The organism is Luteibacter anthropi (assembly GCF_023699965.1).
In the GTDB taxonomy this organism is placed as follows: domain Bacteria; phylum Pseudomonadota; class Gammaproteobacteria; order Xanthomonadales; family Rhodanobacteraceae; genus Luteibacter; species Luteibacter anthropi.
In genome coordinates this window covers 245,433-269,681 of record NZ_CP077072.1, presented here as the reverse complement: position 1 = coordinate 269,681, position 24,249 = coordinate 245,433, and the positions used below count along the sequence as shown (strand labels likewise).

General features: G+C 65.0%; 20 protein-coding genes. 13 read left to right on the top strand and 7 right to left on the bottom strand.

Annotation, left to right across the window (positions count from 1 at the left end):
* Positions 1-164: 164 nt before the first annotated feature.
* The 3 genes from KR767_RS01235 (at position 165) to KR767_RS01225 (ending at position 3,441) form a co-directional block, all read left to right on the top strand.
* The gene (locus KR767_RS01235; RefSeq protein ID WP_250877860.1) at positions 165-1,013 is read left to right on the top strand and encodes a tetratricopeptide repeat protein; all 849 of its coding nucleotides are present in this window, start codon (positions 165-167) and stop codon (positions 1,011-1,013) included.
* A 152-nt stretch (positions 1,014-1,165) separates the two neighbouring features.
* Positions 1,166-2,494, top strand: a complete 1,329-nt coding sequence (locus KR767_RS01230; RefSeq protein ID WP_250877859.1) for a beta/alpha barrel domain-containing protein — start codon at positions 1,166-1,168, stop codon at positions 2,492-2,494.
* Positions 2,491-3,441, top strand: a complete 951-nt coding sequence (locus KR767_RS01225; protein WP_250877858.1) for a GGDEF domain-containing protein — start codon at positions 2,491-2,493, stop codon at positions 3,439-3,441. Before KR767_RS01230 ends, KR767_RS01225 begins: the two co-directional genes overlap by 4 nt.
* On the opposite strand, the gene serA is transcribed toward KR767_RS01225, so the two are convergent.
* The gene (gene serA / locus KR767_RS01220; protein WP_250877857.1) at positions 3,435-4,670 is read right to left on the bottom strand and encodes a phosphoglycerate dehydrogenase; all 1,236 of its coding nucleotides are present in this window, start codon (positions 4,668-4,670) and stop codon (positions 3,435-3,437) included. The genes KR767_RS01225 and serA overlap by 7 nt on opposite strands.
* A gap of 124 nt (positions 4,671-4,794) precedes the next feature.
* Between serA and KR767_RS01215 the strand changes: the two genes are divergently transcribed.
* On the top strand, positions 4,795-6,168 hold the full coding sequence (locus KR767_RS01215) for an FAD-binding oxidoreductase (protein WP_250877856.1): 1,374 nt from the start codon (positions 4,795-4,797) through the stop codon (positions 6,166-6,168).
* Between the two features lie 245 nt (positions 6,169-6,413).
* The gene (gene pip, locus KR767_RS01210; RefSeq protein WP_250877855.1) at positions 6,414-7,370 is read left to right on the top strand and encodes a prolyl aminopeptidase; all 957 of its coding nucleotides are present in this window, start codon (positions 6,414-6,416) and stop codon (positions 7,368-7,370) included.
* A gap of 155 nt (positions 7,371-7,525) precedes the next feature.
* Here pip and KR767_RS01205 read toward each other — a convergent pair whose 3' ends face one another.
* On the bottom strand, positions 7,526-10,261 hold the full coding sequence (locus KR767_RS01205) for a lamin tail domain-containing protein (protein WP_250877854.1): 2,736 nt from the start codon (positions 10,259-10,261) through the stop codon (positions 7,526-7,528).
* A gap of 210 nt (positions 10,262-10,471) precedes the next feature.
* Positions 10,472-12,775 (bottom strand): TonB-dependent receptor, encoded by a 2,304-nt coding sequence (locus KR767_RS01200; protein WP_250877853.1) that lies wholly within the window; start codon positions 12,773-12,775, stop codon positions 10,472-10,474.
* A gap of 476 nt (positions 12,776-13,251) precedes the next feature.
* On the opposite strand from KR767_RS01200, the gene KR767_RS01195 reads away from it, so the two are divergent.
* Both KR767_RS01195 and KR767_RS01190 read left to right on the top strand, forming a co-directional pair.
* Entirely contained in the window at positions 13,252-13,698 is a 447-nt protein-coding gene (locus tag KR767_RS01195) for a YybH family protein (protein WP_166952465.1), read from the top strand.
* A 3-nt stretch (positions 13,699-13,701) separates the two neighbouring features.
* On the top strand, positions 13,702-14,280 hold the full coding sequence (locus tag KR767_RS01190) for a helix-turn-helix domain-containing protein (protein ID WP_250877852.1): 579 nt from the start codon (positions 13,702-13,704) through the stop codon (positions 14,278-14,280).
* Positions 14,281-14,313: 33 nt separating this feature from the next.
* Here the strand turns inward: KR767_RS01190 and upp are convergent, their stop codons facing one another.
* From upp to KR767_RS01175, 3 genes are all read right to left on the bottom strand, one after another.
* Positions 14,314-14,958 (bottom strand): uracil phosphoribosyltransferase, encoded by a 645-nt coding sequence (gene upp / locus KR767_RS01185; protein WP_166952461.1) that lies wholly within the window; start codon positions 14,956-14,958, stop codon positions 14,314-14,316.
* Positions 14,959-15,216: 258 nt separating this feature from the next.
* Positions 15,217-15,537 carry a PsiF family protein gene (locus KR767_RS01180; protein WP_166952460.1) on the bottom strand — a complete coding sequence of 107 codons (321 nt, stop codon included), beginning with the start codon at positions 15,535-15,537 and terminating at the stop codon, positions 15,217-15,219.
* Between the two features lie 642 nt (positions 15,538-16,179).
* Positions 16,180-17,676 carry an aminotransferase class III-fold pyridoxal phosphate-dependent enzyme gene (locus KR767_RS01175; RefSeq protein ID WP_250877851.1) on the bottom strand — a complete coding sequence of 499 codons (1,497 nt, stop codon included), beginning with the start codon at positions 17,674-17,676 and terminating at the stop codon, positions 16,180-16,182.
* A gap of 234 nt (positions 17,677-17,910) precedes the next feature.
* On the opposite strand from KR767_RS01175, the gene KR767_RS01170 reads away from it, so the two are divergent.
* Genes KR767_RS01170 through KR767_RS01145 form a run of 6 tightly spaced genes read left to right on the top strand, consistent with a single transcriptional unit; the run spans position 17,911 to position 23,693 of the window.
* A complete protein-coding gene (locus tag KR767_RS01170) occupies positions 17,911-18,834 on the top strand; it encodes an ABC transporter ATP-binding protein (RefSeq protein WP_250877850.1) in 924 nt (307 codons plus the stop codon).
* Positions 18,831-19,610 (top strand): ABC transporter permease, encoded by a 780-nt coding sequence (locus tag KR767_RS01165; RefSeq protein ID WP_250877849.1) that lies wholly within the window; start codon positions 18,831-18,833, stop codon positions 19,608-19,610. Before KR767_RS01170 ends, KR767_RS01165 begins: the two co-directional genes overlap by 4 nt.
* A 21-nt stretch (positions 19,611-19,631) precedes the next feature.
* The gene (locus KR767_RS01160) at positions 19,632-20,777 is read left to right on the top strand and encodes a sensor histidine kinase (RefSeq protein WP_166947316.1); all 1,146 of its coding nucleotides are present in this window, start codon (positions 19,632-19,634) and stop codon (positions 20,775-20,777) included.
* A gap of 26 nt (positions 20,778-20,803) precedes the next feature.
* Positions 20,804-21,970 carry a sensor histidine kinase gene (locus KR767_RS01155; protein WP_250877848.1) on the top strand — a complete coding sequence of 389 codons (1,167 nt, stop codon included), beginning with the start codon at positions 20,804-20,806 and terminating at the stop codon, positions 21,968-21,970.
* Positions 21,967-23,094: a sensor histidine kinase gene (locus KR767_RS01150; protein WP_250877847.1), complete on the top strand. Its 1,128-nt coding sequence runs from the start codon at positions 21,967-21,969 to the stop codon at positions 23,092-23,094. The genes KR767_RS01155 and KR767_RS01150 overlap by 4 nt, the downstream gene beginning before the upstream one ends.
* Complete coding sequence (locus tag KR767_RS01145; protein WP_166947313.1) at positions 23,091-23,693, top strand: response regulator transcription factor; 603 nt, start codon at positions 23,091-23,093, stop codon at positions 23,691-23,693. The genes KR767_RS01150 and KR767_RS01145 overlap by 4 nt, the downstream gene beginning before the upstream one ends.
* 352 nt (positions 23,694-24,045) lie before the next feature.
* On the opposite strand, the gene KR767_RS01140 is transcribed toward KR767_RS01145, so the two are convergent.
* Positions 24,046-24,240: a hypothetical protein gene (locus KR767_RS01140; protein WP_250877846.1), complete on the bottom strand. Its 195-nt coding sequence runs from the start codon at positions 24,238-24,240 to the stop codon at positions 24,046-24,048.
* Positions 24,241-24,249: the final 9 nt, after the last annotated feature.

Genomic DNA, 24,249 nt, shown 5'->3' with positions numbered 1-24,249 from the left:
ATCGCAATACATACGGCTTGGGTTTTCCACGGCATGGCGGGATGGGGGCGCTTCGCCTTTCCGGTCGCGCGCAGGCGCGCTCCTACATGAGCCGGTCGTGCTGGGCCTTGAGAACTTTCGTGGTCGGCGCCACTCAAACGGGAATCACCCCGCCGAAGCGTGCCATGAAGAAGCTGATTCTTGCCTTTGTCCTGCTGGCCCTGACGGGGCTGGCGAGTGCCGCCGATTCACCGCACGACGTCCAGGCGCTCATCGTCCGGGGCGATTATCCGGGAGCCGAGGCCCTGCTGCGCGAGGCGATCAAGGATCACCCGCAGAGTGCCAAGGCGCACTACGTGCTGGCCCAGGTGCTGGCCCACGAGGGCAACATCGGTGAAGCGCGTGCCGAGGCCACGCAAGCGGCCACGCTCGATCCGGCCACCCATTTCACGGACCCGGCGAAATTCCAGCAATTTCAGAGAGAGCTGAACACGGCGCTGGCGCCGTCTTCAGGCTCGCGATCGGGCAGCGCCCAGGTCATGTCCGAGGGCGCACGTCCGGCCCGGGAGCACGGTGGCGTGTCACTGCTGACCGGCCTGCTGGTGATCGTCGGCGTGATCGTGCTCATCGCCGTGCTGTGGTCGCGTCGCCAGCGTCCGGCCGCCAGCCCCTTTGGCAATGGCAACCAGGCCTCGCCGTTCAACGGCGTACCACCGGGCGGTGGCTACAACCCCAACGGCTATAACGGTTACGCTCCGCCTTATGCCCCGCCGCCGTCGTCCGGCGTGGGTGGCGCCGTCGCCGCAGGCCTGGGTGGCCTCGCCGCCGGCGTGCTTCTCGACGAGGCTCTCCGTTCGCATCGGGACGGGGAAGTCATCCGGGAGGTAGGTTCTTCCGGCAACGTGACGCCGGACCCTTCAGGGCAGGCTTACGACGATCTCCGCAACGATCCGGTGGACTTCGGCAACAACGACAATTCCTGGGACGACAGCTCATCCGGCGGCAGCGATTCGTTCGACGATAACCAGTGGTAAGTCTTTCCCGGTAATCGATCGTGTTTCATGGATGAAACACCTGCCGCGCCCTTGGGTTCACCCCGACACCGACCGGGCTCAAGGGCCTTGCCAGCCTGCCGATATCCCTGCGATACAGACACGGCTACAACGCCGCTTCCGGGGGGAATCGCATGTCGTCATCCGTTGCACGGGATCGTGCCCGCGCCGTGCTCGCCGAGGCACAGGCAAAGCTCGCGAGGCTGGCCTCCATCCAGCCCTTCCTGATCGATCTTTCGCTGCGCGAGAACCCGGTCGGCTCCCGGGTGGGCCAGACGCTGGAAGAAAAAGTGGAACTGCTGCCCAGGCTGAGAGAGTTCGGCTTCCGTCATATCTCGCTTGGCACGCTCGACTACAGCGCACCCGGGGAACTGGAAGTCGACGACGACTTCATGCGTTTCCTGCGCGATACGCATGCCGACCTGCACGGCTGCTATGCCTTCACCGCCCTGGGCCGCGTCGACGACAAGGGGCGCTTCACGCCCGATCCCTCGCAGATCAAGCTGCGCGACTACCGCGTCCCCAACACCGTCCACGAAATCTATCTCAGCCCCTTCGGCATGGACGGCCTGTACGACCTCGACATGCTCAAGCGGAGCATTCCGGCCAGCGTCCAATGGCTGCTCGACAACGTGAAGGGCGAGGACGGTGGCAAGCCGCGCATCTTCATCAATATCGTCGATGGTTGCGACGCCTTTTCGGAATCCCCTGACGACACCTTCGACGTGCTCGAACTCATCGGCTCACTGCCGATCGAGGGGATCACGATGGAGGACGACCGCGGTACGTATCTTCCGTTCCAGGTGGGCGCCTATGTCGCGGCGGCGCGCGAGATCCTGCCGGCTCCTTTCAAGATTCTGGTGCACATCCATGCCGGTGCAGGTTTCGAGAATGCCTCCGTGATCGAAGCCCTGCTTCAGGGCGCGGACGGCGTGTGGGGTGGCCTGCCCAAGAAGGCGGCAGTGATAGGCCATGCGTCACTGGGCGAACTGCTGGCCAACCTCACGCGCGTGGGCAACCCATCCGTCCAGGCGGACTACCGGCTCGACCACTTGACGCCGCTCGTTACCGAGTTGCAGGTGCTGGATGACGAGGTGCCCATGCCCGATGATCTTCCGATCTTCGGGCATAACGCCTATCGCCTGCCGCACAGTGTCTTCCGCCAGAAGGGCGAGCGCTTCATGGATCTTCCCCCGGAGCGGATCGGCGGGCGTTACCGCTATCGCATCTGCCCCGTGCTGAGCGACGACGAGTGCGTACGTGGCCGTCTCGCCGAAGTGACGGGAGATAAGCCGGAGGCGTACAGTGATGTCGTCATCAAGGCCATGATCCGCCTGATGCGCCGGGAACTACGCTGCGGCTGGCGGATCGACTACGATGATCCCGATCATCTCATCCAGTTGCATCAGCGCGCACTCGACCGTCTTAAGCGGGCCAACTCCCAAGCGTACCGATCCCCATGAGCATTGAAGACGTGATCCTCACCGAGGAACCGGGGGTCTACAAGACCCTGCTGGAATCCACCCGGGCCATTCCCTGGAAGATCGACTGGGCCACGCTGCGGTTCGACTACATCGGCCCGCAGATCGAGGAACTACTGGGCTGGTCGCCGCAGTCGTGGGCGACGGTGCAGGACTGGGCCGACCGCATGCACCCGGAAGACCGCGAATGGGTGTTCAACTTCTGCGTGGCGCAGTCGCAGGCAGGCATCGACCACGAGGCCGACTACCGGGCGCTGCGCAAGGACGGCACCTTCGTGTGGATCCGCGACGTGGTCCACGTGGTGCGCAACCCGGATGGCACGCCAAACTCCCTGATCGGCTTCATGTTCGACATCAGCGAGCGCAAGCGTACGGAAGAAAAACTGCTCGACATGCAGCGCGAGCTGGAAGAGCTGTCCTACAAGGACGGCCTGACGGGCGTTGCCAACCGTCGCCGCTTCGACGGCATGATGGACATCGAATGGCGCGAGGCAAAGCGTCTTCGGCAGCCGGTATCGGTGGTGGTGCTCGATATCGATTACTTCAAGCAGTACAACGACCACTACGGTCACCTGGAAGGCGACGAATGCCTGAAGCGGGTGGCGAAGGCACTCACCGGCATCCTGCGCGGACCGCGCGACGTACTGTGTCGCTTCGGCGGCGAAGAGTTCGTGCTACTGCTGCCCGACACCGACGAGCCCACGGCCATGGCGCAGGCCTGGCGCTGCCTCGACCTGGTAGACCGTGCCCTCATCCCGCATACGGGCATCGGTCCGGGTGCCCGTCTTACCCTGAGTGCCGGCGTACACACCCTGGTGCCGAAGGAACACGACGAGGTGAACCCATTCATCGGCGTGGCCGACCGCCGCCTCTACACCGCCAAGCAGCGGGGCAGGGCGCGGGTGGTCTCCGACGACGCGCCTCAGTAGAGGACGCGCGCCTTCAGCGTGCCGTCGATGGCGGCCAGTTCGTTGCGCAGTGCCGCGGCATGCTCTTCGGTGGTGGTCACGTCGATCACCACGTAGCCGAGCTGCGGCGAGGTCTGCAGGTACTGGCCGTCGATGTTCACGGCGGCGCGCGAGAACACCTCGTTGATACGCGAGAGCACGCCCGGGATATTCCGGTGGATGTGCAGCAGGCGTCGGCTGGTCGGATGGCCCGGCAGCGACACTTCGGGAAAATTCACGGCGGACAGGCTGCTGCCGTTGTCGCTGTAGCGCACCAGCTTGGAGGCCACCTCGATACCGATGTTCTCCTGCGCCTCGGCCGTGCTGCCGCCGACGTGCGGAGTGAGGATGACGTTGTCCATGCCCACCAGCGGCGACAGGAACGCATCGCCATTGCCCTTGGGCTCCACCGGGAAAACGTCGATGGCGGCGCCGGCCAGGTGCTTCGAGCGCAGGGCTTCGGCCAGGGCGTCGATATCCACGACGGTGCCGCGCGAGGCGTTCACCAGCATGGAGCCCGGGCGCATGCGGCCCAGTTCGGCCGCTCCGATCATGTCCTTCGTCTGCGCGGTTTCGGGGACGTGCAGGGTGACCACGTCGGCGCGTTCGAGCAGGTCATCCAGGCTGGCAGCCGGGCGGGCATTGCCCAGCGAGAGCTTGGGCTCGATGTCGTGGAAGATCACCCGCATGCCCAGCGACTCGGCGAGCACGCCGACCTGGGTGCCGATGTGGCCGTAGCCGACGATGCCCAGAACCTTGTCGCGCACCTCGTAGCTGCCGGCGGCCGACTTGGACCAGCCGCCGCGATGGCATTCGGCATTCTTCTCCGGGATGCGACGCACCAGCATGATCGTTTCGGCGATGACCAGTTCGGCCACGCTGCGCGTGTTGGAGTAGGGCGCGTTGAACACCGGGATACCCAGGCGCTCGGCTTCGGCGGCATCGACCTGGTTGGTGCCGATGCAGAAGCAGCCCACGGCCATCAGGCGGCGGGCATGGGAGAACACCTCGGCGGAGAGATGCGTGCGGGAGCGGATGCCCACGATGTGTGCATCGGCGATGCGCTCGCGCAGTTCGTCGTCGGGCAGGGATTTTTCGTGGAACTCGATCTGGGTGTATCCGGCCTGGCGAAAGGTGTCGAGGGCGCTGCGGCTGACGCCTTCGAGCAGCAGGACCTTGATGTCTTCTTTCGGATACGACGTGCGCTTCATGGCCGGCCAGGTTCCGCGTGGGTGGACGTCCACTATGCCAGATGGGCGACGGGATTGTTGCAGTGCAGTGGACGCCGCTTCCCGCCGCTGGCACCCTCGGGGGATCGACCCGAGCGAAGCCCCCATGACCGATCCGCGCCTGTCCGAGCTTGCCCGCCTGCTGCCCGACCTGAAGCTGTCGACCGACCCCGGCGACCTCGAACACCATGGCCGCGACTGGACCCGGCGCTGGACGCCGGCCCCGCTGGCGGTGGCCTTTCCGGCCGATATCGCGCAGGTGCAGGCCATCGTCCGCTGGGCGGCGCAGACGGGTGTCGCCATCGTTCCTTCCGGTGGCCGGACCGGCCTGTCCGGCGGTGCCGTGGCGGCCCATGGCGAGCTGGTGCTGAGCCTGGACCGGATGAACAAGGTCCTCGATTTCAATCCCGTGGACCGCACCCTCACCGTGCAGCCCGGCATCGCGCTTGAGGCGGTGCAGCAAGCGGCCCGCGACCGGGGGCTGATCTATCCGGTGGACTTCGCCGCACGAGGCTCCTGTCAGATCGGCGGCAACATCGCGACCAATGCCGGCGGAATCCGGGTCATCCGCTACGGCAACACGCGCCAGTGGGTAGCCGGGCTGAAGGTCGTCACCGGCACGGGCGAACTGCTCGACCTCAACAAGGGGCTGGTGAAGAATGCTTCGGGGTATGACCTGCGCCATCTGGTGATCGGTTCGGAAGGCACGCTGGGCATCGTGGTCGAGGCCACGCTGTGGCTCACGGCGCCACCGCCCGACACCCAGGTCATGTTGCTCGCCATACCGGCGATGGATGCCCTGATGAAGGTGTTCGCCGAGGCGAACCATCGTCTGCGGCTGGAAGCGTTCGAATTCTTCACCGACCGCGCGCTGGCGCATGTGACCGCGCATGGTGCGCAGAAGCCGTTTGCGGAGGATCATCCGTTCTACGTGGTCACGGAGTTCGACGCCGCTGGCGAAGCCGACGCACTGGATTTCTTCGAGCGTTGCGTGGAAGAGGGCTGGGTGGTCGATGGCGTGATCGCCTCCAGCGATGCGCAGGCGGCGGCGTTGTGGCGGCTGCGCGAGGGCATCACCGAGAGCCTTGCGCGCTACAAGCCCTACAAGAACGACGTGTCGGTGCGCATTTCCGTGGTGCCTGCCTTCATGGAGGAAATGCAGCGGCTGCTGTCCGCCGAGTATCCCCACTTCGACGTGGTCTGGTTCGGCCACATCGGCGATGGCAACCTGCACATCAACGTGTTGAAGCCGGATGATCTCGCCAACGACACCTTCGTGTCGCAGTGCGAGCACGTGACCTCGCTGCTGGTGGAAACACTGCACCGGCACGAAGGCAGCATCTCGGCCGAGCACGGCATCGGCCTGGTAAAGAAGCCATGGCTGGGCAGCGTACGCTCGGACGCCGAGATCGCCCTGATGCGCGGCATCAAGGCCGTCTGGGACCCCAGAAACATCATGAACCCCGGAAAACTCCTGTAGGAGCGCGCCTCGCGCGCGACCCCGCCGCCCCGAACCATCTGTCTCCTGGTAGGAGCGCGCCTTGCGCGCGACCGGTGATGCGGAACCGATGGAGATCATCGCATCACCGGTCGCGCGCGAGGCGCGCTCCTACAGGGCGGGGCGGCGATCCTCATTGTCTCCACGCCACCGGTCGCGCGCGAGGCGCGCTCCTACAACGGGTGTGGTGCTAGCCTTGGGGTTTTCCCCCTCCCAAGGACCCGACCATGGCCCCGGAATCCACCGACCTCTACCCGCCGATCGAGCCGTTCAACAGCGGCATGCTCAAGGTCTCGCCCCTGCATACCCTCTACTTCGAGGAAAGCGGTAATCCGAAGGGCAAGCCCGTGGTCTTCCTGCATGGCGGCCCCGGCGCCGGCACCAACCCCAACTGCCGCCGCTTCTTCGACCCGGCGAAGTACCGCATCGTGCTGTTCGACCAGCGTGGCTGCGGCAAGTCCACGCCGCACGCCGAACTCACCGACAACACCACCTGGGATCTCGTCGCCGACATCGAGCGACTGCGCGAGCACCTGGGCATCGAAAAGTGGCAGGTCTTCGGCGGCTCGTGGGGCTCCACCCTGGCGCTGTCCTATGCCGAGACCCATCCGGAGCGCGTGACCGAGCTGGTGCTGCGCGGCATCTTCACCCTGCGCCGCACGGAGCTGGAGTGGTTCTACCAGTCCGGTTGCAGCGACCTGTATCCGGATTCGTGGGAGGCCTACCTGGCGGCCATTCCGCAGGCCGAGCACGGCGACCTGATCAGCGCCTACCATCGCCGTCTCACCAGCACCGATCCGGCCGTGCGTGTCGCGGCAGCGCGTGCGTGGTCCGTGTGGGAGGCAGGCACCAGCCACCTGCACCAGGACCCGGGCCATATCTCGTCCAACGGTGAAGACGAATTCGCACTGGCCTTCGCGCGCATCGAATGCCACTACTTCGTCAATGCGGGCTTCTTCGAAGTCGATGGCCAGCTGCTGCGTGACGTCCACAAGATCCGCCACATCCCCACCGTGATCGTGCAGGGTCGCTACGACGTGGTCTGCCCGATGCGCAGTGCGTGGGATCTGCATCGTGCATTCCCTGAGGCTGAACTGACGGTGGTGCAGGATGCCGGTCATTCGGCCTTCGAGCCGGGCATTGCCAGCGAACTGGTGAAGGCAACCAACCGCTTCGCCGTGTAGGAGCGCGCCTCGCGCGCGACCGGGTATCCGGAAACGGTGATGGATTTCGCCACATCCGGTCGCGCGCAGGCGCGCTCCTACAAGAGCGGGGCTCGTAGACCCAGGCATAAAAAAAGGCGCCCGGCCGAAGCCGGGCGCCTTTTTACATCACGCCATCAAAGCAGGATCGTCGGCAGTGCCAGCATATCCACCACGAAACCATCGTGGTCGGACGAGCCCAGCGCCTTCTTCACATCGGTGGCCTTCGCCGAATCGTCCAGCGTCTGCACCGGTGCGTCGAGGTTGCCGCGGCCGTACTGCATCTTCAGGAACAGCGCACGCGCATTGGTGTTGAGCAGCGCATGGTCCAGCACCTGGTGCGTCGGCACCGAGCGCGGGGCCTGGCCCTGTACGTTGCCGAAGTTCTCGGTGAACAGGAACGAATAGCGATCGTTCGAGGGCACCGAATCCACGGCGTTCCACAGCGCCGGCTTGACGATGTTCTTGCCGAGCTTCAGCAGGTTCTGGCTGTCGTCGTACTTGCCCGAGATCAGGCCGACCACGTCCGCGAAGCCATCGCTGAACTGATAAGCATTGAAATCACCCACCACCAGCAGCGGGGTGAAGAGGTTCTTGCGGTCGGTCTGCAAGGCCTGCACCTGGTTTGCCAGCGACTGGGCCTGGAGGAAACGCTTCTGGCGGTCGCGATCGGCGGTGGGGCCGGTCTTGTCAACGTTCTGGCGCGCCTTCGGATGTACCGCGATCACGTTGACGCGCATGCGTCCCAGCAGGGTCGGCACGTCGGCGGTGAGCAGCAGCGGCGGATGGTCATGCAGGAACGAAGTCTGCCCCTGGTCCTGCCACGTGGCGTCGGCATCGAGCTGGCGCACGTTCACCACGCGCACGCGATCCGTACGCACGAGGAAGCCCACGTTGATGCCGCTGGGGTCATGACCCGGCTGCAGGAACGCTTCGTACTGCACCGGATAATCGTCACCCAGCTGTTTGGCGAGGCCCTGCAACACGGTGAGGCTCTTCACCTCTTCCACCGACAGGATGTCCGGCAGCTTCAGCACGCTGCCGATGTAGGCAGACAGGCGCTGCGTCTTCAGCTTCACTTCGTCGGCGGTGGGCTCCTTGCTGCCGCCGCTGCACGTGAAGGTGGTGTTGAACTCCGTATCGCAGAAACGCTCGGTATTGAAGCCACCCACGCGCACGGCGAAGAACGGACGCGGATCGACCGCGCGCGGCAGCGGTGCCGCCTTCTTGACGGTGACCTTGGTCGGAATGAACGTATAGGCACCGAACGCATACGAGATCACGCCTTCGGCGCTGAACGTGGTGCCCGCGTTGTACGGCGTGTTCACCGGCACGGCACCGAAGTCGGCCGTGTTCATCTTCAGCACCTGCGGGTTGCCCGACCAGTTCGGCAGGTTTACGCCCTCGGGCACCGGCACCGTGTAACGCACGCCCGGCTCGCGCAGCGAACGCTTGCCGTTGGCGGTGATGTACACCTCGGCGAAAGGCTCGTTGCTGAAGCGAAGGTTGCCCGTGGTGATCATGCCGTCGTTGATGGTGACGCGCATGCCCACGAAGCACTGGAAGTTGGTGGTGCCGCAGGACAGGGCGTTCGGATCGGACGAGGGCACCTTGTCGTTGAAGACGACGGCCTTCGGCAGGCGCGCGCCGTGCATCGTGGTGCTGACCGTGGCGTTCTTCAGCTCCGGCAGGTTGTAGTAGTTGTCCACCGTGGCTTCCACGTCCACCTGGTCACCCACCTTCACGGTCGGGGCGGCGCTGGTGAACACGTAGATGCCGTTGGAGGTCAGGGCGTCGTCATCCGCACGGTTGTCCGGCGTCTGCATCGTGAAGCCGGCCGGGCCTACGGCAGTTACGATATTGCCCTTGGTGGCCACGCGCTTGCCCAGCATCGGCGAGACCTGGCCGCGGCCGGTGATCTGCCAGATCTCGGCGGCGACCGGAATCTCGTTGAGGATCGCGCCGATGGCCGAGCCCTTCGAGATCGCGATGCCATCGGTGGCATCGGTCAGGTTCACGCGGAAGGCCTTGTCCGGACCGGCGGCCTTGGCGCCATGCACCGTGACGTTCATCGTGGCGCTGGTCGCACCGGCCGGAATGGTCAGCGTGGTGTTGACGGCATCGTAATCGCCGGCAGCCACGGTGGCCGTGTCGTCGGCGGTAGCCGCATGCACGGTGACGTCGCTGTCGTCAGCCTTGCTGAGGGTGACGGTAAACGGCATCTGCACATCGTCACCGTTGCGCAGGCTGACGGTGCTGTCCGCGATCGACAGCGACGGGCCCTGGGCTACGCACGGTGACGTGCTGTTGCGCGGCGCGGTGGGGGCGACCTTCACCCAGTCCGATGCATTATTGCCGCTGTTCTGCGGGAAACCACCGGCATTGGTCTTGCGGCCGTAGCCCTGGTCGGCGTTGCTGCTGCCCAGGCTGGCGAGCGGCGTGCCCAGCTTGTAGGCGGAGCCGCTGCTCAGGCCCACCTGGTCTAGCACCGCACCCGACGCATTCAGCAGTGCGATGCCGCCGTCGTCGGTGACGCCCGTGCTGTATTTGAAGTCAGGCGTGACGCTGCCGGAGTAACCGGATGCGGCCGTGTTGGCGAGCAGGGCGAAGCAACCCGGTGCCACCGTGGCGCCGGCAGGAAACGTGAAGCGGGTGCCGGTGGTACCGCTGGCATTCGACGCGTTGAGCTTGTAGCCCGACAGGTCGAGCGGCGCGGTGCCGGTGTTCTGTACTTCGATGAATTCGTCGTTGCCGCCCGCGGGGCCGCGGAGACGGAACTGGGTGATCGAGAGATCGGCCGCTTGCAGCGGTGCGATGGTGGCAAGGCCGGCCAGCGCCGCCCAGAGGGCGCGCCGAGACGTGGTCGAACGCATGCGTTGTTCCCCTTCGAGTCGTGAGGTTGTACGCGACCCGAAGCACCTGCCATGGGCTGGCGCGGTGTTCCCCCTGTCAGGTCCGCTTGCGAAGTGTGCCGCAAGTTTATGACAGGGGGATGTGACAGATTCCTACGAAATAGTCTGCTATAAGGCGCGCGCACGTCGAACAGCCTGCCGGGCCGCGAGGATCACGGCCCGGCGGATACCTCAGTAGTGATACTGCACCGTCACGCCTACGGTACGCGGCTGGTTCAGGGCCACGCGACGCGTGGTGGGCAGGTCGGCGGAGATCGCCACCGGAAGATCGGTTTCACCGCGCTTGTCGAATAGGTTTGTCGCGTACAGCGCGACATCGAAGCCACTGTTCCCTTCGACACCCACCCGGATGTTGGTCGTAGCGAAGCCGCCACGACGATAGAACGGGCTGGTGCGGTCGTAGAGGAAGGTGGCGTTGCCGATAAAGCCTATGTCGGCGCGTACGAAACCCATGTATTCGGCGTTGACCCGGCGGCGGAATTCGGCCGACAACGAACCGGTAAAGCGCGGCACGTTGGTCAGGCGGTCGCCATCCTTTGCGGGCGTGCCGGGTACGTCGCTCTTCAGGTGCGCATCGGTGTAACCGAAACCCGCGCCCAGGGTGAGGCCGGCGATGGGCAGCCAGGTGATTTCCAGCTCGCCGCCCTGGCTCACCGCATTACCGAAGTTGGCGGTGATGTTGTAGCCGCAACCCAGCACGATCTGCTGCTGCACCTTGGTCCAGTCGATGTGATACACCGATGCATTGATCATCAGGCGGTGATCGAGCCATGCCGTCTTCGCGCCGATCTCGTAGTTCCACAGGTAATCGGGGCCGTACTTGCTCAGCTGCGACTGACTGAGACCCAGCCCGTTCACTTCCGCACCGCAAAGCGCCGCCGGTGCGGGGTTGTTCGGGCCGCCCGGGCGGTACCCCTGCGAGGCCGTGGCGTAGATCATGTGATCCGGCGAGATCTGGTACTGCAAGGTGTACTTGGGCGTGCTGCCGTAATCCTTCGAGGTGTTGTGTACGCTGCTCGGGCCTCCGTTGAGCAGGCCATCACCACTCTGGTCGAAACTCTGCTTCACCTCGAAGGCGCGCAGGCCCACGCTGGCCTTGAGCTTGTCGGTGATGTTGTACGACAGCTCGCCGAACACGGCGTACTCATCCAGCGTCGCGTGGCGGGCGCCGGCATAGATCGTCGAATAAGTGGGGAAGGGCGTGTTGAAAGCCTGGTTGAAGCCTGCCGGATACGGAGTGGCCGAATGCAGTGGCGCATCCACATCGTGGTAGAACGCACCGAGGATGGCCTGGAACGGTCCGTCGAACTTGCTGGTGGCGCGGAATTCCTGGGTGAATTCCTTGTTCTTGTAGCTGCCGTACATCGTGGTGGGATACACGCTGGGCAGGTTGAAGAAGTAGTTGATCACCTTGGAGCTGTCGTCCTTTACGTCGATGTTGCGCGTGAAGTACGAGGTGGACGACATCAGCTCGAACGCATCGAACTGCTTGTGGATCGCCAGGTTGGAGATGGTCGATTTCTGCACGTTGGCTTCGTTGACGTCACGCACCTGGTAGGGATCCTGCAACGAGGCGGGGATCTTGTCGTAGGTGAACGGCGAGCCGACCTTTGCATACTGGTAGATGAAGCTCGGCGTGATGGTCAGCGTATCGTCCGGCGTGATGAGCAGGGCGATGCGTGTGCCGTAGGTCTTGTACGTATTGACGTTGTCCTGCTTGCCGCCATTCGGATCGGCAGCGAGGTAGTTCTTCGGATCGATGCGGTAGCGGTCGATGTAGCCGTCGTCATCGCGGTAGTACGCGGAGATGCGCAGACCTACCTTGTCCTGCAACAGGGGGATGTTCACCACGCCGTTGATGTTGCCATTGGGGCCGCCATGGTACGTGCCCGATGCATCGGCCTTGATGCGCACTTCGGTGCTGTTCGCATCGGGCTGGTTGGTGATGTATTTCACCGTGCCGCCCATCGAACTGGAGCCGTAGATGGTGCCCTGGGGGCCACGCAGCACTTCCACGCGCTGGATGTCGAACACGGAGGGATCGATCACGCCACGGGTGGAAATCAGCGCGGCATTGCTCGACGCGGCAATCGGCACATCGTCGAGGTAGTAGCCCACCGTGGCTGCCGAACCGGCGCTGGATGAAATGCCGCGCACGATCAGGTTATTGGCGCCCGGGCCCGACGAGGCAACGCTCAACGCCGGTGCGATGCGCGAGAGATCCGACAGGCTGGTGATGCCCTGGCGTTCCAGCTGCTCGCCCGTATAGGCGGCCATGCTGATGGGCACCTTCTGCACGTCCTGTTCGCGCTTGGTCGCGGTGACGGTGATGCTTTCCAGCGCAACGGGCGCGTCGTCTGTCTTCTTGGTGGTACCGGGTTTTCCGGGTGCAGCTTCCTGGGCATGGACCGGATGGGCCAGCAGTGCGGCCATGATCGCCGTACACAGGAACACGCGTTCGCGTTGATGATGCATATTCAAACCCCCTCTATTTGATGGTCGAAGCGATCGTTCGTCAGGGGCGGCCGTAAACGGCCCAGACGAGCCCGTCTCGCGGACGGTATGTCCGAAAGCGGAGGTCGATCCTGACGTTGCCCCTCTCTCCCCAGAGGCGGGCGTATCGGTACTGCGGATTGCGAAAACACATGGCGCGGCGGATGTCGGCATCCCTGGCCCTTACGGCCTTCGTAGCGGCATGTCCCCGAGGGGCGAGGCCGACGAAGGTGTCTTCACGTGATTTTGATCAGATCAAAAAGTTTTGATGACGTCAAGCAATTCCGGCTAGGATGCAACCCAGGGCTCTTCCAGTGCAGCGGGAGGCCAACCAGCCGGGGGGCAGGGGGGTCATACGATGTTCGACACCAGGCAACACCACAGGCCATGTCTGCATGGCGACGGGAAGCCAGCCCCTTGTCTGTCGCTTGCACCTTCATGCCATGTCACGGAGCGCTATGAAAAACCTGCCCTTGCTGTTGTGCACGACCGCCACTGTCCTGCTGGTGGCGCCGGTGCTTGCTGAAACGCCCGCCGAAACCACGCGTGCTTCCATCGAAAAAGCGCTCAACGCCAGCGCCGCGGCGTGGATGGCCGGTGATCTCGATACCTTCATGCAGTTGTACGAGAACGCACCGACTACCCGCTATATCAATTCAAGCGGCGTCACCGAAGGGTACGAAGCCATCAAGGCCAAGTACGCGCCACGCTTCAAGCCGGGTGCCGACATGGGCAAGCTGAGCCTTCAGGTGCTGGACGTTAAGGAAATCGGCTCGCAATACGCCTTCGTCGTGGGTCGCTACACCCTGCACCAGGCCGACGGCAGCACACCGTCGGGCATCACGACGCTGCTGTTCCACAAGCAGGGCGGTCGCTGGCTGATCGCCAACGATCACACCTCCTGACGCATGCAGGGCAACGACAGCTCGCCGGACAAGATCCCCGCACGTAGCATCGGTGCGGCCATTCGCGACCGGCGCAGCGGACTGGGTCTCACGCTCAAGGCCTTGGCCGAAGGTTCGGGCCTGTCGATTCCGTTTCTCTCGCAGGTGGAACGGAACCTGGCATCGCCGTCGCTGTTGTCGCTGGAAGCCATCGCGCAGGCGCTGGGCGTCGACGTGGGCTACTTTGTGAGCGTGCCCAATCCGGGGCAGATCGTCCGGCGTGCCGACGAGCATGAGCGCATCCAGCTCGGCTCGCCCGTGGTGTACGAGAGGCTCAGTGGCAGGCATCCCGAACGGAAGATGGAAGCGCTGCGGCTGGTCGTACCGCCCGGCCTCGCGGCGCCCACGATCCATCGCGAAGGCGAGGGCTTCTGGTACATCCTGAGCGGGTCGCTGGAGATGAACGTCGGCAAGAAGAAATTCGTGCTCAACGCGGGGGATAGCGCGCATTTCGACCAGCGGCACCCTTATGGCGTGCGCAACATCGGCACGGACGAGGTGCGGATGATCTGGGTGGGCACGCCGGCCATCTTCAAGGACTGAGCGCGGTATGGCGCCCAGTCCTTGGTGCGACGATCAGCGGTGTGCCGGAAGCTGCTTGGTGCCGAAGATCTTGTCGCCGGCATCGCCCAGGCCGGGGATGATGTAGCCCAGCTCATTGAGGTGGTCGTCGATGCATGCCACGTAGATCTCGATGTCGGGATGGGCGGCCTTGACGCGCTCCAGCCCTTCCGGCGCCGCCACCAGGAACAGGCCCTTGATGCGCTTGGCACCGGCGGCCTTGAGCATGTCCACGGTAGCGACCAGGGTGCCGGCCGTGGCCAGCATGGGGTCGACGATGATCGCGGTGCGCTCGTCCATGCCGCCGGTAAGCTTCTCGTAGTAGGCCACCGGTTCGAGGGTTTCCTCGTCGCGCTGCAGGCCCACCACGCTGACGCGGGCAGCGGGAATCATTTCCAGCACGCCGGTAAGCATGCCCAGGCCCGCGCGCAGGATGGGCACGATGGTGACCTTCTTGCCCTTGATGTGGGTGACCTCGACCGGGCCGGCCCAGCCGTCGATCGTCTTGGTCTCGGTTTCCAGGTCGGCCGTGGCTTCGTAGGTGAGCAGGGCGGCGACTTCGGAAGCCAGCTCGCGGAACTCCTTGGTGCTGATGCCGGCTTTGCGCATCAGGCCGAGCTTGTGCTGGATGAGGGGGTGACGGACTTCGACGATCTTCATGGGCGGCCGGCTGGGCAGAAAACCCCATTGTAACCGCCCCGCCCGAAGCCCAACCCTCCCTTGTAGGAGCGCGCCTCGCGCGCGACCGGTATCACCGGAACGTCCGGTATCGCCGGGACACCCGGAATCGCCGGAACGCCCGGAATCGCCGGAACGCCCGGCATCGCCGGAACACCCGGTATCGCCGGAACGCCCGGTATCGCCATGGCGCCCGGCATGACCGGTCGCGCGCGAGGCGCGCTCCTACAGGGGAGTGGATTACTTCTTGAGGCAGGTGCTCATGAACGTCTTCCGCTCATCGCCCTTGAGGCTCTTGGCGGAGGCGTCGGCATTGCAGGTCTTCATTTTCTCCTGCTGGGTGGCCGGGGCGGCAGCCGCTGCGGGCTGCTCGCCCTTCAGACAGCTGCTCATGAAGGTCTTGCGCTCGTCACCCTTCTTCCCGGTGGCCTGCGCATTGCAGTCCTTCATCCGCTGTTGCTGCGGCGTGAGGGTCTTGGCGGGAGGTGTCTGGGCCGCGAAGGCAGACCCGGCGAAAACGAGGAGGGTGGAAACGGCAAGGACACGGAACTGCGTACGCATGGCGAACCCCTACGTGACGCCGGGCCAATCCGGCGCCCGCAGCTTACCCTGTAGGAGCGCGCCTTGCGCGGCAGCCTGCCCGCCACCTCACCCTTGTAGGAGCGCGCCTCGCGCGCGACCGTTCCAGAGGCCGTGAACGGCAGATTCCCAAATGGGCTGCTATCGCAGCCCGTCGCGCGCAGGCGCGCTCCTACAGGGTAGTGCCCTGCGCGGCAGCCTGTTCGCCACCTCACCCTTGTAGGAGCGCGCCTCGCGCGCGACCGTCCCAGAGGCCGTGAACGACAGAGTCCCGAATGGGCTGCTATGGCAGCCCGTCGCGCGCAGGCGCGCTCCTACAGCGTAGTGCCCTGCGCGGCAGCCCGCCCGCCACCTCACCCTTGTAGGAGCGCGCCTCGCGCGCGACCGTTCCAGAGGCCATGAACAGCAGATGCCCGAATGGGCTGCTATCGCAGCCCGTCGCGCGCAGGCGCGCTCCTACAGGGGAGTGCCCTGCGCGGCAGCCTGTTCGCCACCTCACCCTTGTAGGAGCCCGCCTCGCGCGCGACCGTTCCGGAGGCCGTGAACGGCAGATGCCCGAATGGGCTGCTATCGCAGCCCGTCGCGCGCAGGCGCGCTCCTACAGGGTAAGTGGGGCGGCCGAGGTCAGGCGGCCTTGGACTCGCTGCGGCGAGGGCCTTCCATCAGCGCATGGCGCACCTCGTCGACGATGAGGTCGACCTCGGCGCTGGTCACGCGGAAATGCGGGGTGAAGCGCAGCGAATTCGCGCCACCATGGATCACGCCGATACCGCGTTCGCGCATGAATTCCTCGGTGGAACCCTCGCCATAACACTTGAACTCCGACGCCAGCTCGCAGGAGAACAGCAGGCCGGTGCCCTGCACCTTGGTGATGAGCCCGCCCAGCTCGCCCTTCAGCGTTTCCAGCTTCTCGACGAACTCCTTGCCACGCTCGCGGATATTGCGGCGGACATCGTCGGTGAGCTCGTGCATGGTCGCCACCGCCACGTCGAGCGCGCGCGGGTTAGCGGTCATGGTGTTGCCGTAGATGCCCTTGCGGTACAGGCCGGCGACACGCTCGGAGACGGCAAGCACCGACAACGGATACTGGCCGGCATTGAGCGCCTTGGAGAAGGTTTCCAGATCCGGTGCCTCAAGCGACTCGAAGCCCGGGTAATCGATGATCGACAGCACGCCGTGCGCACGCAGGCCGGCCTGGATGGAGTCCACCAGCAGCAGGGTGCCGTGGGCGCGGGTGAGCTCGCGTGCGGCCGCGTAGAACTCGGGCGTAAGAGCCCGACCCGGGTCGCCTTCGCCCATCACCGGCTCAAGGAACATCGCCTCGATGAACCAGCTCTGGCGATCGGCCTCGGCGAACACCTCGCGGAGCTGCGCGACGTTGTACGGCTCGACCGTGACGAGGGTGTCTTCGTGACGGAAGCTCGCCAGATGCTGCTGGTAATTGCGGCGGGAGGAATCCGAATAGATAGCCGGACGCTCGGTGCGGCCATGGAAAGCACCCTTCACGGCGAGGCGCTTGATGGTGCGGCCGGCGTGACGCGCACCCGGATCGGTCATGAGCTTGGCGTTGACGTCGGCGATGCGGCCGGCGAGCGTCACCGACTCCGACCCCGAATTCAGGCACAGATAATGCGAATAGGGGCTGCCGCCACGGGTGCGGCCGAGCTCGCGGTTCAGCGCTTCGGAAAGACGCAGCTGCGCGACATTGGCGGTCATCACGTTGGCCATGACCTGCGGGCGCGACATCGCCTCGATGATGGCTTCGGGATTGTGGCCGAAACCCAGCATGCCGTAGCCACCGTTGTCGTGCAGTACGGCGCCTTTCAGGGTAACGACCCAGGGACCACGCGCGGCAGCGGGCACATAGGGATTCACGCCATCGTCGGGATAGAAGTTGACCAGCCCGGCCTGGAGGTGATGAATCTGTTCGGCCTCGTCCAGACGCAGGAAGTCGCCCATGTCGGCGCGCAGCGCGCGGTGATAGGCCACGGCTTCTTCGACGGCGCGTACCAGCGAGGCATCGGAGCGGGCGAAACGGTCGACAGTGGCATCAGGCAGCCCTCGCGTACGCTGCTGACCACCAAACTCGCGCAGTTCGCGCAGGAGACCGATCACGTCCATAACCCACTCCTCAACAATGCCTGAAATGACGGCGGTGCCGCCAGGGAATCCCGATGCGTCTATATATCGAAAACGTGCCTAAGTGCAGATAATTAAAGGGATTATTGACCCAGCATATCATGCGGTTTTTACACGCGTAACCCCCTGGGTGACGCTTGTCACATCCGCACAATGACGCAAGCGACTGCCGCCAAGGGCTTGCCTCGGAATATGTTGCATCGCAAGGGAGGACATATGACCGAAGACACCCGCATCGCACGACTCGAACAGGTTTCCAGGCGCTATGGCGCGATCGTCGCGCTGGACCGCATCGACCTCGATATCCACCGCGGCGAACTGCTCGCCCTGCTCGGCCCGAACGGCGCCGGCAAGAGCACCAGCATCGCCCTGCTGCTCGGCCTGCAACGGGCGGACGAGGGGCGGGTGACGCTGTTCGGTCGCGATCCGCAGGACATCGATGCGCGTCGCCGCATCGGCGTCATGCTGCAATCGGCGGCCTTGCCGCCCACGCTCAAGGTACGCGAACTGCTGCGGCTCACGGCCAGCTATTACCCGGAACCGCGTACTGCCGGCGAATGCGCCGAATTGGCCGGCATCGACGACCTGATGGCACGCCGCTACTCCGACCTCTCCGGTGGCCAGCAGCGACGCGTCCAGTTCGCCATGGCACTCATCGGGCGTCCGGAACTGCTGTTCCTCGACGAGCCCACGGTCGGCATGGACCTCGCCGCGCGCCAGGCGCTCTGGGCGGCGGTCCGCCGCCTGGTGGCCGAAGGCTGTGGCGTGGTGCTCACCACGCATTACCTGGAGGAAGCCGAGGCGCTGGCCGATCGCGTCTGCGTCATCGCGAAGGGCCGGGTGATTTCCGAAGGCACCGTCGATGCCCTGCGCGCCCACGTGGCCGTGCGGCGTATCCGCTGTATCACTACGGTCGATGCGGATGTCGTATCCCGCCGGCCCGATGTGGCCAGTGTGGAGCGTCAGGCAGGCGGACGCCTGAGTATCGCCACCGCACAGGCGGAATCCGTGGTGCGCCGGCTGCTCGATAGCGACCCCATGCTTTCCGAACTCGAAGTGCAGCGCGCGGGCCTCGCCGAGGCCTTCACTGAAATCACCCGCGAAACCGATGTGGCCGATGCCACCCGGGAGGCCGCATGAGCACCATCGAAAGCACGGCCACGCCGGTGATGACCACCGCGCGACTGCTCAATGCCTACCTGCAGGAGATCCGCAGTGAATGCCTGCGCTACATGCGCAATCCGGGCTTCCTCCTGCCGATCCTGCTCTTTCCGACCACGTTTTACGTGATGTTCGGCATCGTGCTGGCGCACTCCAATTCGCCGGAGGCTACCCGTTACCTGCTGGCTTCCTACGGCACCTTCGGCGTCATGTCCCCGGGCCTGTTCGGCTTCGGCGTGTCGCTGGCCATCGAGCGTGAGAGTGGCCTGCTCACGCTCAAGCGTGCGTTGCCCATGCCGCCGGGGGCCTACCTGTTCGGCAAGATGTGCATGGCCCTCTTCGTCGCTACGGTGGTGTGCTCCGCCTTGCTGATCCTCGCGATCTTCGTGGCCGGCGCTCCGATGACGGCATCGCGGGTGGCGGCGTTCTATCTCGTGGAAATCCTGGGCACCCTACCGTTCTGCGCCCTCGGCCTCATGATCGGCACCCTGGCGAAAGGCCACGCAGCGCCGGGCACGGCCAACCTCATCTACCTGCCGATGGCCTTCCTGTCCGGGTTGTGGTTTCCGCTGTCTGCCATGCCGCACGTGATCCAGTCGGTCGCCCCGCTGTGGCCGGCGTACCATCTGGATCGCCTCGCGCTCTCGGCGGTGGGGCTTGGCGAGGGGGGCGATGCGGTGCATGTGGCCGTATTGCTCGGGTTCACGGCGGTTTTCCTGTTTGTCGCCGCGCGGCGTCTGCGCCACCAGGGTTGAGGGGGAAAAAGGACGATGGTCATGGGAAGTACGTGGTTTCAGTCGGCGCCAGATTCGCTGTGGTCGCGATTCCGCGACAAGCCGCGCACGCGACTGGCCAGCTATTTCCACCTGATCTGGATCGTCTACGTCTTCGTCGATCTGTTCAACAAGGGTGGCCTGCCCATCGACTGGTACGCCATCACGGCCTTGTCGCTTCCGGTGTTCCTTCTGTTGTACTGGCAGGTGCATCTGCGTCCCGCGCGTTATGCACCGCTCTTTGCACTCACCATGGCCCTGCTCGGGCTGGCGATGCTCGCCGACGGACATAACGGGGGCGTCTGCTACGTCATTTATGGCTGCTCGTTTATCGGTGTGAATGCGTCGCAACGCGCGGCCGTCGTACGCCTCATCGTGCTCACAGTCATCAGTGTCGGCTTGGTCACCATCTTCAATGGATGGCCCTGGCCGGCCTCGCTGATCGTGGCCGTCATGGCTTTTGCAGTCGGCATCCTCAGCCAGTTCTACCGGGCCACCGCGCAACACGATGCCGAGCTGAAACTCTCCCACGACGAGGTGCGACGGCTGGCCGCCACGGCCGAGCGTGAGCGCATCGGCCGTGACCTTCACGACCTGCTGGGGCATACGCTGTCGCTGATCACGCTGAAGCTGGAGCTTTCGCGTCGCCTCATTGATCGCGATGGTGCTGCGGCACGCCGTGAGCTTGAAGAGGCCGAAGGAGTGGCCAGGCACGCACTGGGCGAGGTGCGTTCGGCAGTCACCGGCGTCCGCACCACCGGCATGGCCGCCGAGCTGGCGTCGGCGCGCTTGTTGCTCAACGCCTCCATGGTGCAGTTCGACTACCTCAATGACCTGCCCACCTTACCCGAACGCGTTGAGACGGGTCTGGCGCTGGTACTGCGCGAAGCTGTCACGAACATCCACCGGCACGCCCGGGCGTCTATCGCCGAAGCCCGGGTAGAGATGCGGGGAAACACGCTCATGTTCTGTATTTCCGACAATGGCCAGGGCGGGGTGACGGAAGGAGGTAACGGCCTGAACGGCATGCGCGAGCGGATCCGGGCACTGGACGGCACGCTCAGCATCGACTCGCCGCGAGGGGCAGGCACGCGCCTGCGCATCGCGTTGCCGGTGCGTACGTTGACCCACAGGGGTGAAGTAGCATGATACCCAGCCTCCCGACGGATACCCTCATGGCAAGCTCGTGGTTCCAGCCGGCACCGGATTCGTTGTGGACCCGTTTCCGCGACAAGCCGCGCGCGCGCTTCGCCAGCTACTTCCACCTGATCTGGATCGTCTACGTCTTCGTAGACCTGTTCAGCCGGGATGAGCTGCCGCCCTACTGGTACCTGGTCACGGCCGTCTCGTTGCCCGTGTTCCTGCTGATGTACTGGCAGGTGCAGATCCGGCCTGTTCGTTATGCGCCGCTGTTTGCCATCGGCATCGCCGCGCTGGGTTTTGCCACGCTCTATACCAATAACAACGGCGGTGCCTGCTACATCATCTATGCGTGTTCATTCATTGGGGTGAACACCTCGCAGCGCATGGCGATCCTGCGCATCGCGCTGCTGGTGGGCCTGTTCGTCGTTACCACGATGACCTTGCACCACTGGCCCTGGCAGGCGGCGATGATGATTTCGCTCATCGCGTTCTCCGTGGGCCTGGTCAACCAGTTCTACCGGGCCAATGCCCAGCATGATGCCGAGCTGAAGCTTTCGCATGACGAGGTGCGCCGGCTGGCCGCCACGGCCGAGCGCGAGCGCATCGGTCGTGATCTTCACGACCTGCTGGGGCATACGCTTTCGTTGATCACGCTGAAGCTGGAGCTGTCGCGGCGACTCATCGATCGCGACACCGACGCGGCGCGGCGCGAGATCGAGGAGGCCGAGCGGGTGGCCCGGCATGCGCTGGCCGAGGTGCGCTCGGCGGTGACGGGTATCCGGGCCACGGGCATTGCCGCCGAACTGGCGTCGGCGCGCTTGCTGCTGAGTGCCTCGATGGTCCACTTCGAGTATGTCAGCGACCTGCCGGCACTCCCCGAGCGCTTCGAGGCGGGACTGGCACTCGTGCTGCGCGAGGCGGTCACGAATATCCACCGACATGCGCGGGCTTCCATTGCCGAGGCGAAGGTCGAAGTGCAGGGCACCGTGCTGACCCTGTGCATTGCCGACAACGGGCAGGGCGGGGTGACGGAGGAAGGCAACGGCCTCTGTGGCATGCGTGAAAGAGTGCGCGCCATGGGTGGCACGCTGGCGATCGAATCGCCTCGTGGCAAAGGCACGCGCCTGCGCGTATCGGTGCCCTTGCTGGCGGTGGAGCGCCTGCACGCGCCCCTGACGCAGGCGGAACTGCCATCGTGATCCGCCTGCCTGTACCGGCCAGGGATTCGCTGCTTGGCAGCCTGAATTCGCCACCGTTCCTGAAGTGGCAGTTCGTCCTGCAGACGTTCTGGCTGGTGGCGTTGATCCAGGCGCCGTGGTCCCTGAAAGGGGGAGACTGGACATGGCTGGTGCCCACCCTGCTGTCCATTCCGGTCTACTTCGCCTGCTATCGGCAGGTGTTTTTCGGTCCGCAGCATCGTATGAGCCGGTTCGCGGTGGCTATCGTCGTACTCGGCTTTGTGCTCTGGCCGGTCAATCCGCTGGCTCTCGGCTACGTAGTGATCGGACTGTCGTTGCTCGCGTTCGAGGGGCGGTTGCGCCTGTGGTTGAGCCTGTCGGTTGCGGCGTCGCTGTTGACCGCCCTCTGGCATGTGTTGTTCCAGGTGCCCTGGCTTCATGTCGCCCTGGTGTTCGTCAGTGGCATCGTCGGCGGGGTGAGCAACTATCTCTATGTCCGCTCGGCACGCCGCGATGCCGAACTACGTTTGTCACAGGCCGAGGTGCGCCGTCTGGCTACGCTGGCAGAGCGCGAGCGCATTGGCCGCGATCTTCACGACCTGCTGGGGCACACGCTCTCGCTCATCACCCTGAAATCCGAACTGGCCCGGCGCCTTGCGCTGGCCGATCCGGCAAGGGCACAGCAGGAGATGGAAGAGGTGGAGCGTGTCGCGCGGCATACCTTGACCGAGGTGCGCAGCGCGGTGAGTGGCCTTCGTTCGGGCGACCTGGCCAGTGAACTGGTATCGGCGCGCGTGATGCTGGAAGCCTCCGGCATCGCGTTCGATATGGATCTGCCCGATTCGCTCGACCTGCCGCCTGCCGTGCAGGCGTCGCTTTCGCTGGTATTGCGCGAAGCGGTCACCAACATACATCGTCACTCGCAGGCCACCGCCGCGCGGGTGGTCATTACCCGGAACGGACAGGAATTCTCGATGCGGATCACGGATAACGGATGCGGCGGTCTCGCCGCCCATGGCAATGGCGTGTCGGGCATGCGCGAGCGTGTGCGCCAGATCGGCGGGCGGCTGGCGATCGACTCGCCGGCGAAGCAGGGCACGTCGCTCCAGATCGGACTGGCGCTGGTTTCGGAGCCGGCCGCATGATCCGCGTCCTGCTGGCGGAAGACCAGGCCATGGTGCGCGGCGCGCTGTCGGCGCTGCTGAACCTGGAGTCGGATATCGAGGTGCTGGGTTCGGCGCCGGATGGCGAAACCGCCTGGCGCGAGCTGCAACGCCTGAAGCCGGACGTGCTGGTGACCGACATCGAGATGCCGGGGCTGACGGGACTGGAGATCGCCCAGCGCGTGCGTCGCCATGAGCTGCCGGTGAAGGTGGTGATCGTCACGACGTTTGCCCGCCCGGGTTTCCTGCGCCGTGCGCTGGATGCAGGGGTGGGTGGTTACCTGCTGAAGGATGCGCCGGCCGAGAACCTGGCCGATGCGTTGCGTACCGTGCACCGGGGCGGCCGGGCGATCGATCCGCAGCTGGCGCTGGAGGCGTGGTCGGAGGCCGATCCACTGAACGACCGTGAGCGACAGGTGCTGCGCCTTGCGGGGGAGGGCCATTCCGCAAGCGACATCGGCACCCAGTTGAACCTGTCGCACGGCACGGTACGCAACTACCTCTCCGAAGCCATCGGAAAGCTCGGCGCAGCAAACCGCATCGAAGCCTACCGCCTGGCCAGACAAAAAGGCTGGCTCTAACACCCCCCTGTAGGAGCGCGCCTCGCGCGCGACCGGTTGAAACGTTGCCGCTCCGTAGTAAAGCAGCCCATGTGGTGCGTCGCTCCGTAGGAAAGGCTCGCCTAACGGCCTCGCACTCGGCGCGTGAGCGTGGCGGCGAACGAGCCGACGGGTGCGGCCCTTGTCGCTCCGGCCTGCGGTGTCCCTCGGGAAAGGAGGAGCCGCTGCGCGGCTCAGTGTTTTATGGCTTGCGCCCCGTCGGGCACGGGGAGCGTGCGGGGTTTTTCGACTCGGCTCCTGCCTCGGCGAAAAAGGCCGGCCTTCCTGGCCGGCCCCGCTACGCGGCCTTATCCGCCCACTCCCCTCACCTCCATCAAGTCGCGCCAAGGGCCGCCCCCGCCGCCTCTGACCAACGTGGTCGCGGCTTGTTGTAGGCGCGCGCCTGCGCGCGACCGGTTGTCGCGAACATCATCATCGTTTCGATACCACCGGTCGCGCGCAGGCGCGCTCCTACATGGGGCGGGGTTTTCAGCGTTGATCCATCTGCGGTCTGGATAGAATGGCCCATGCCCGCATC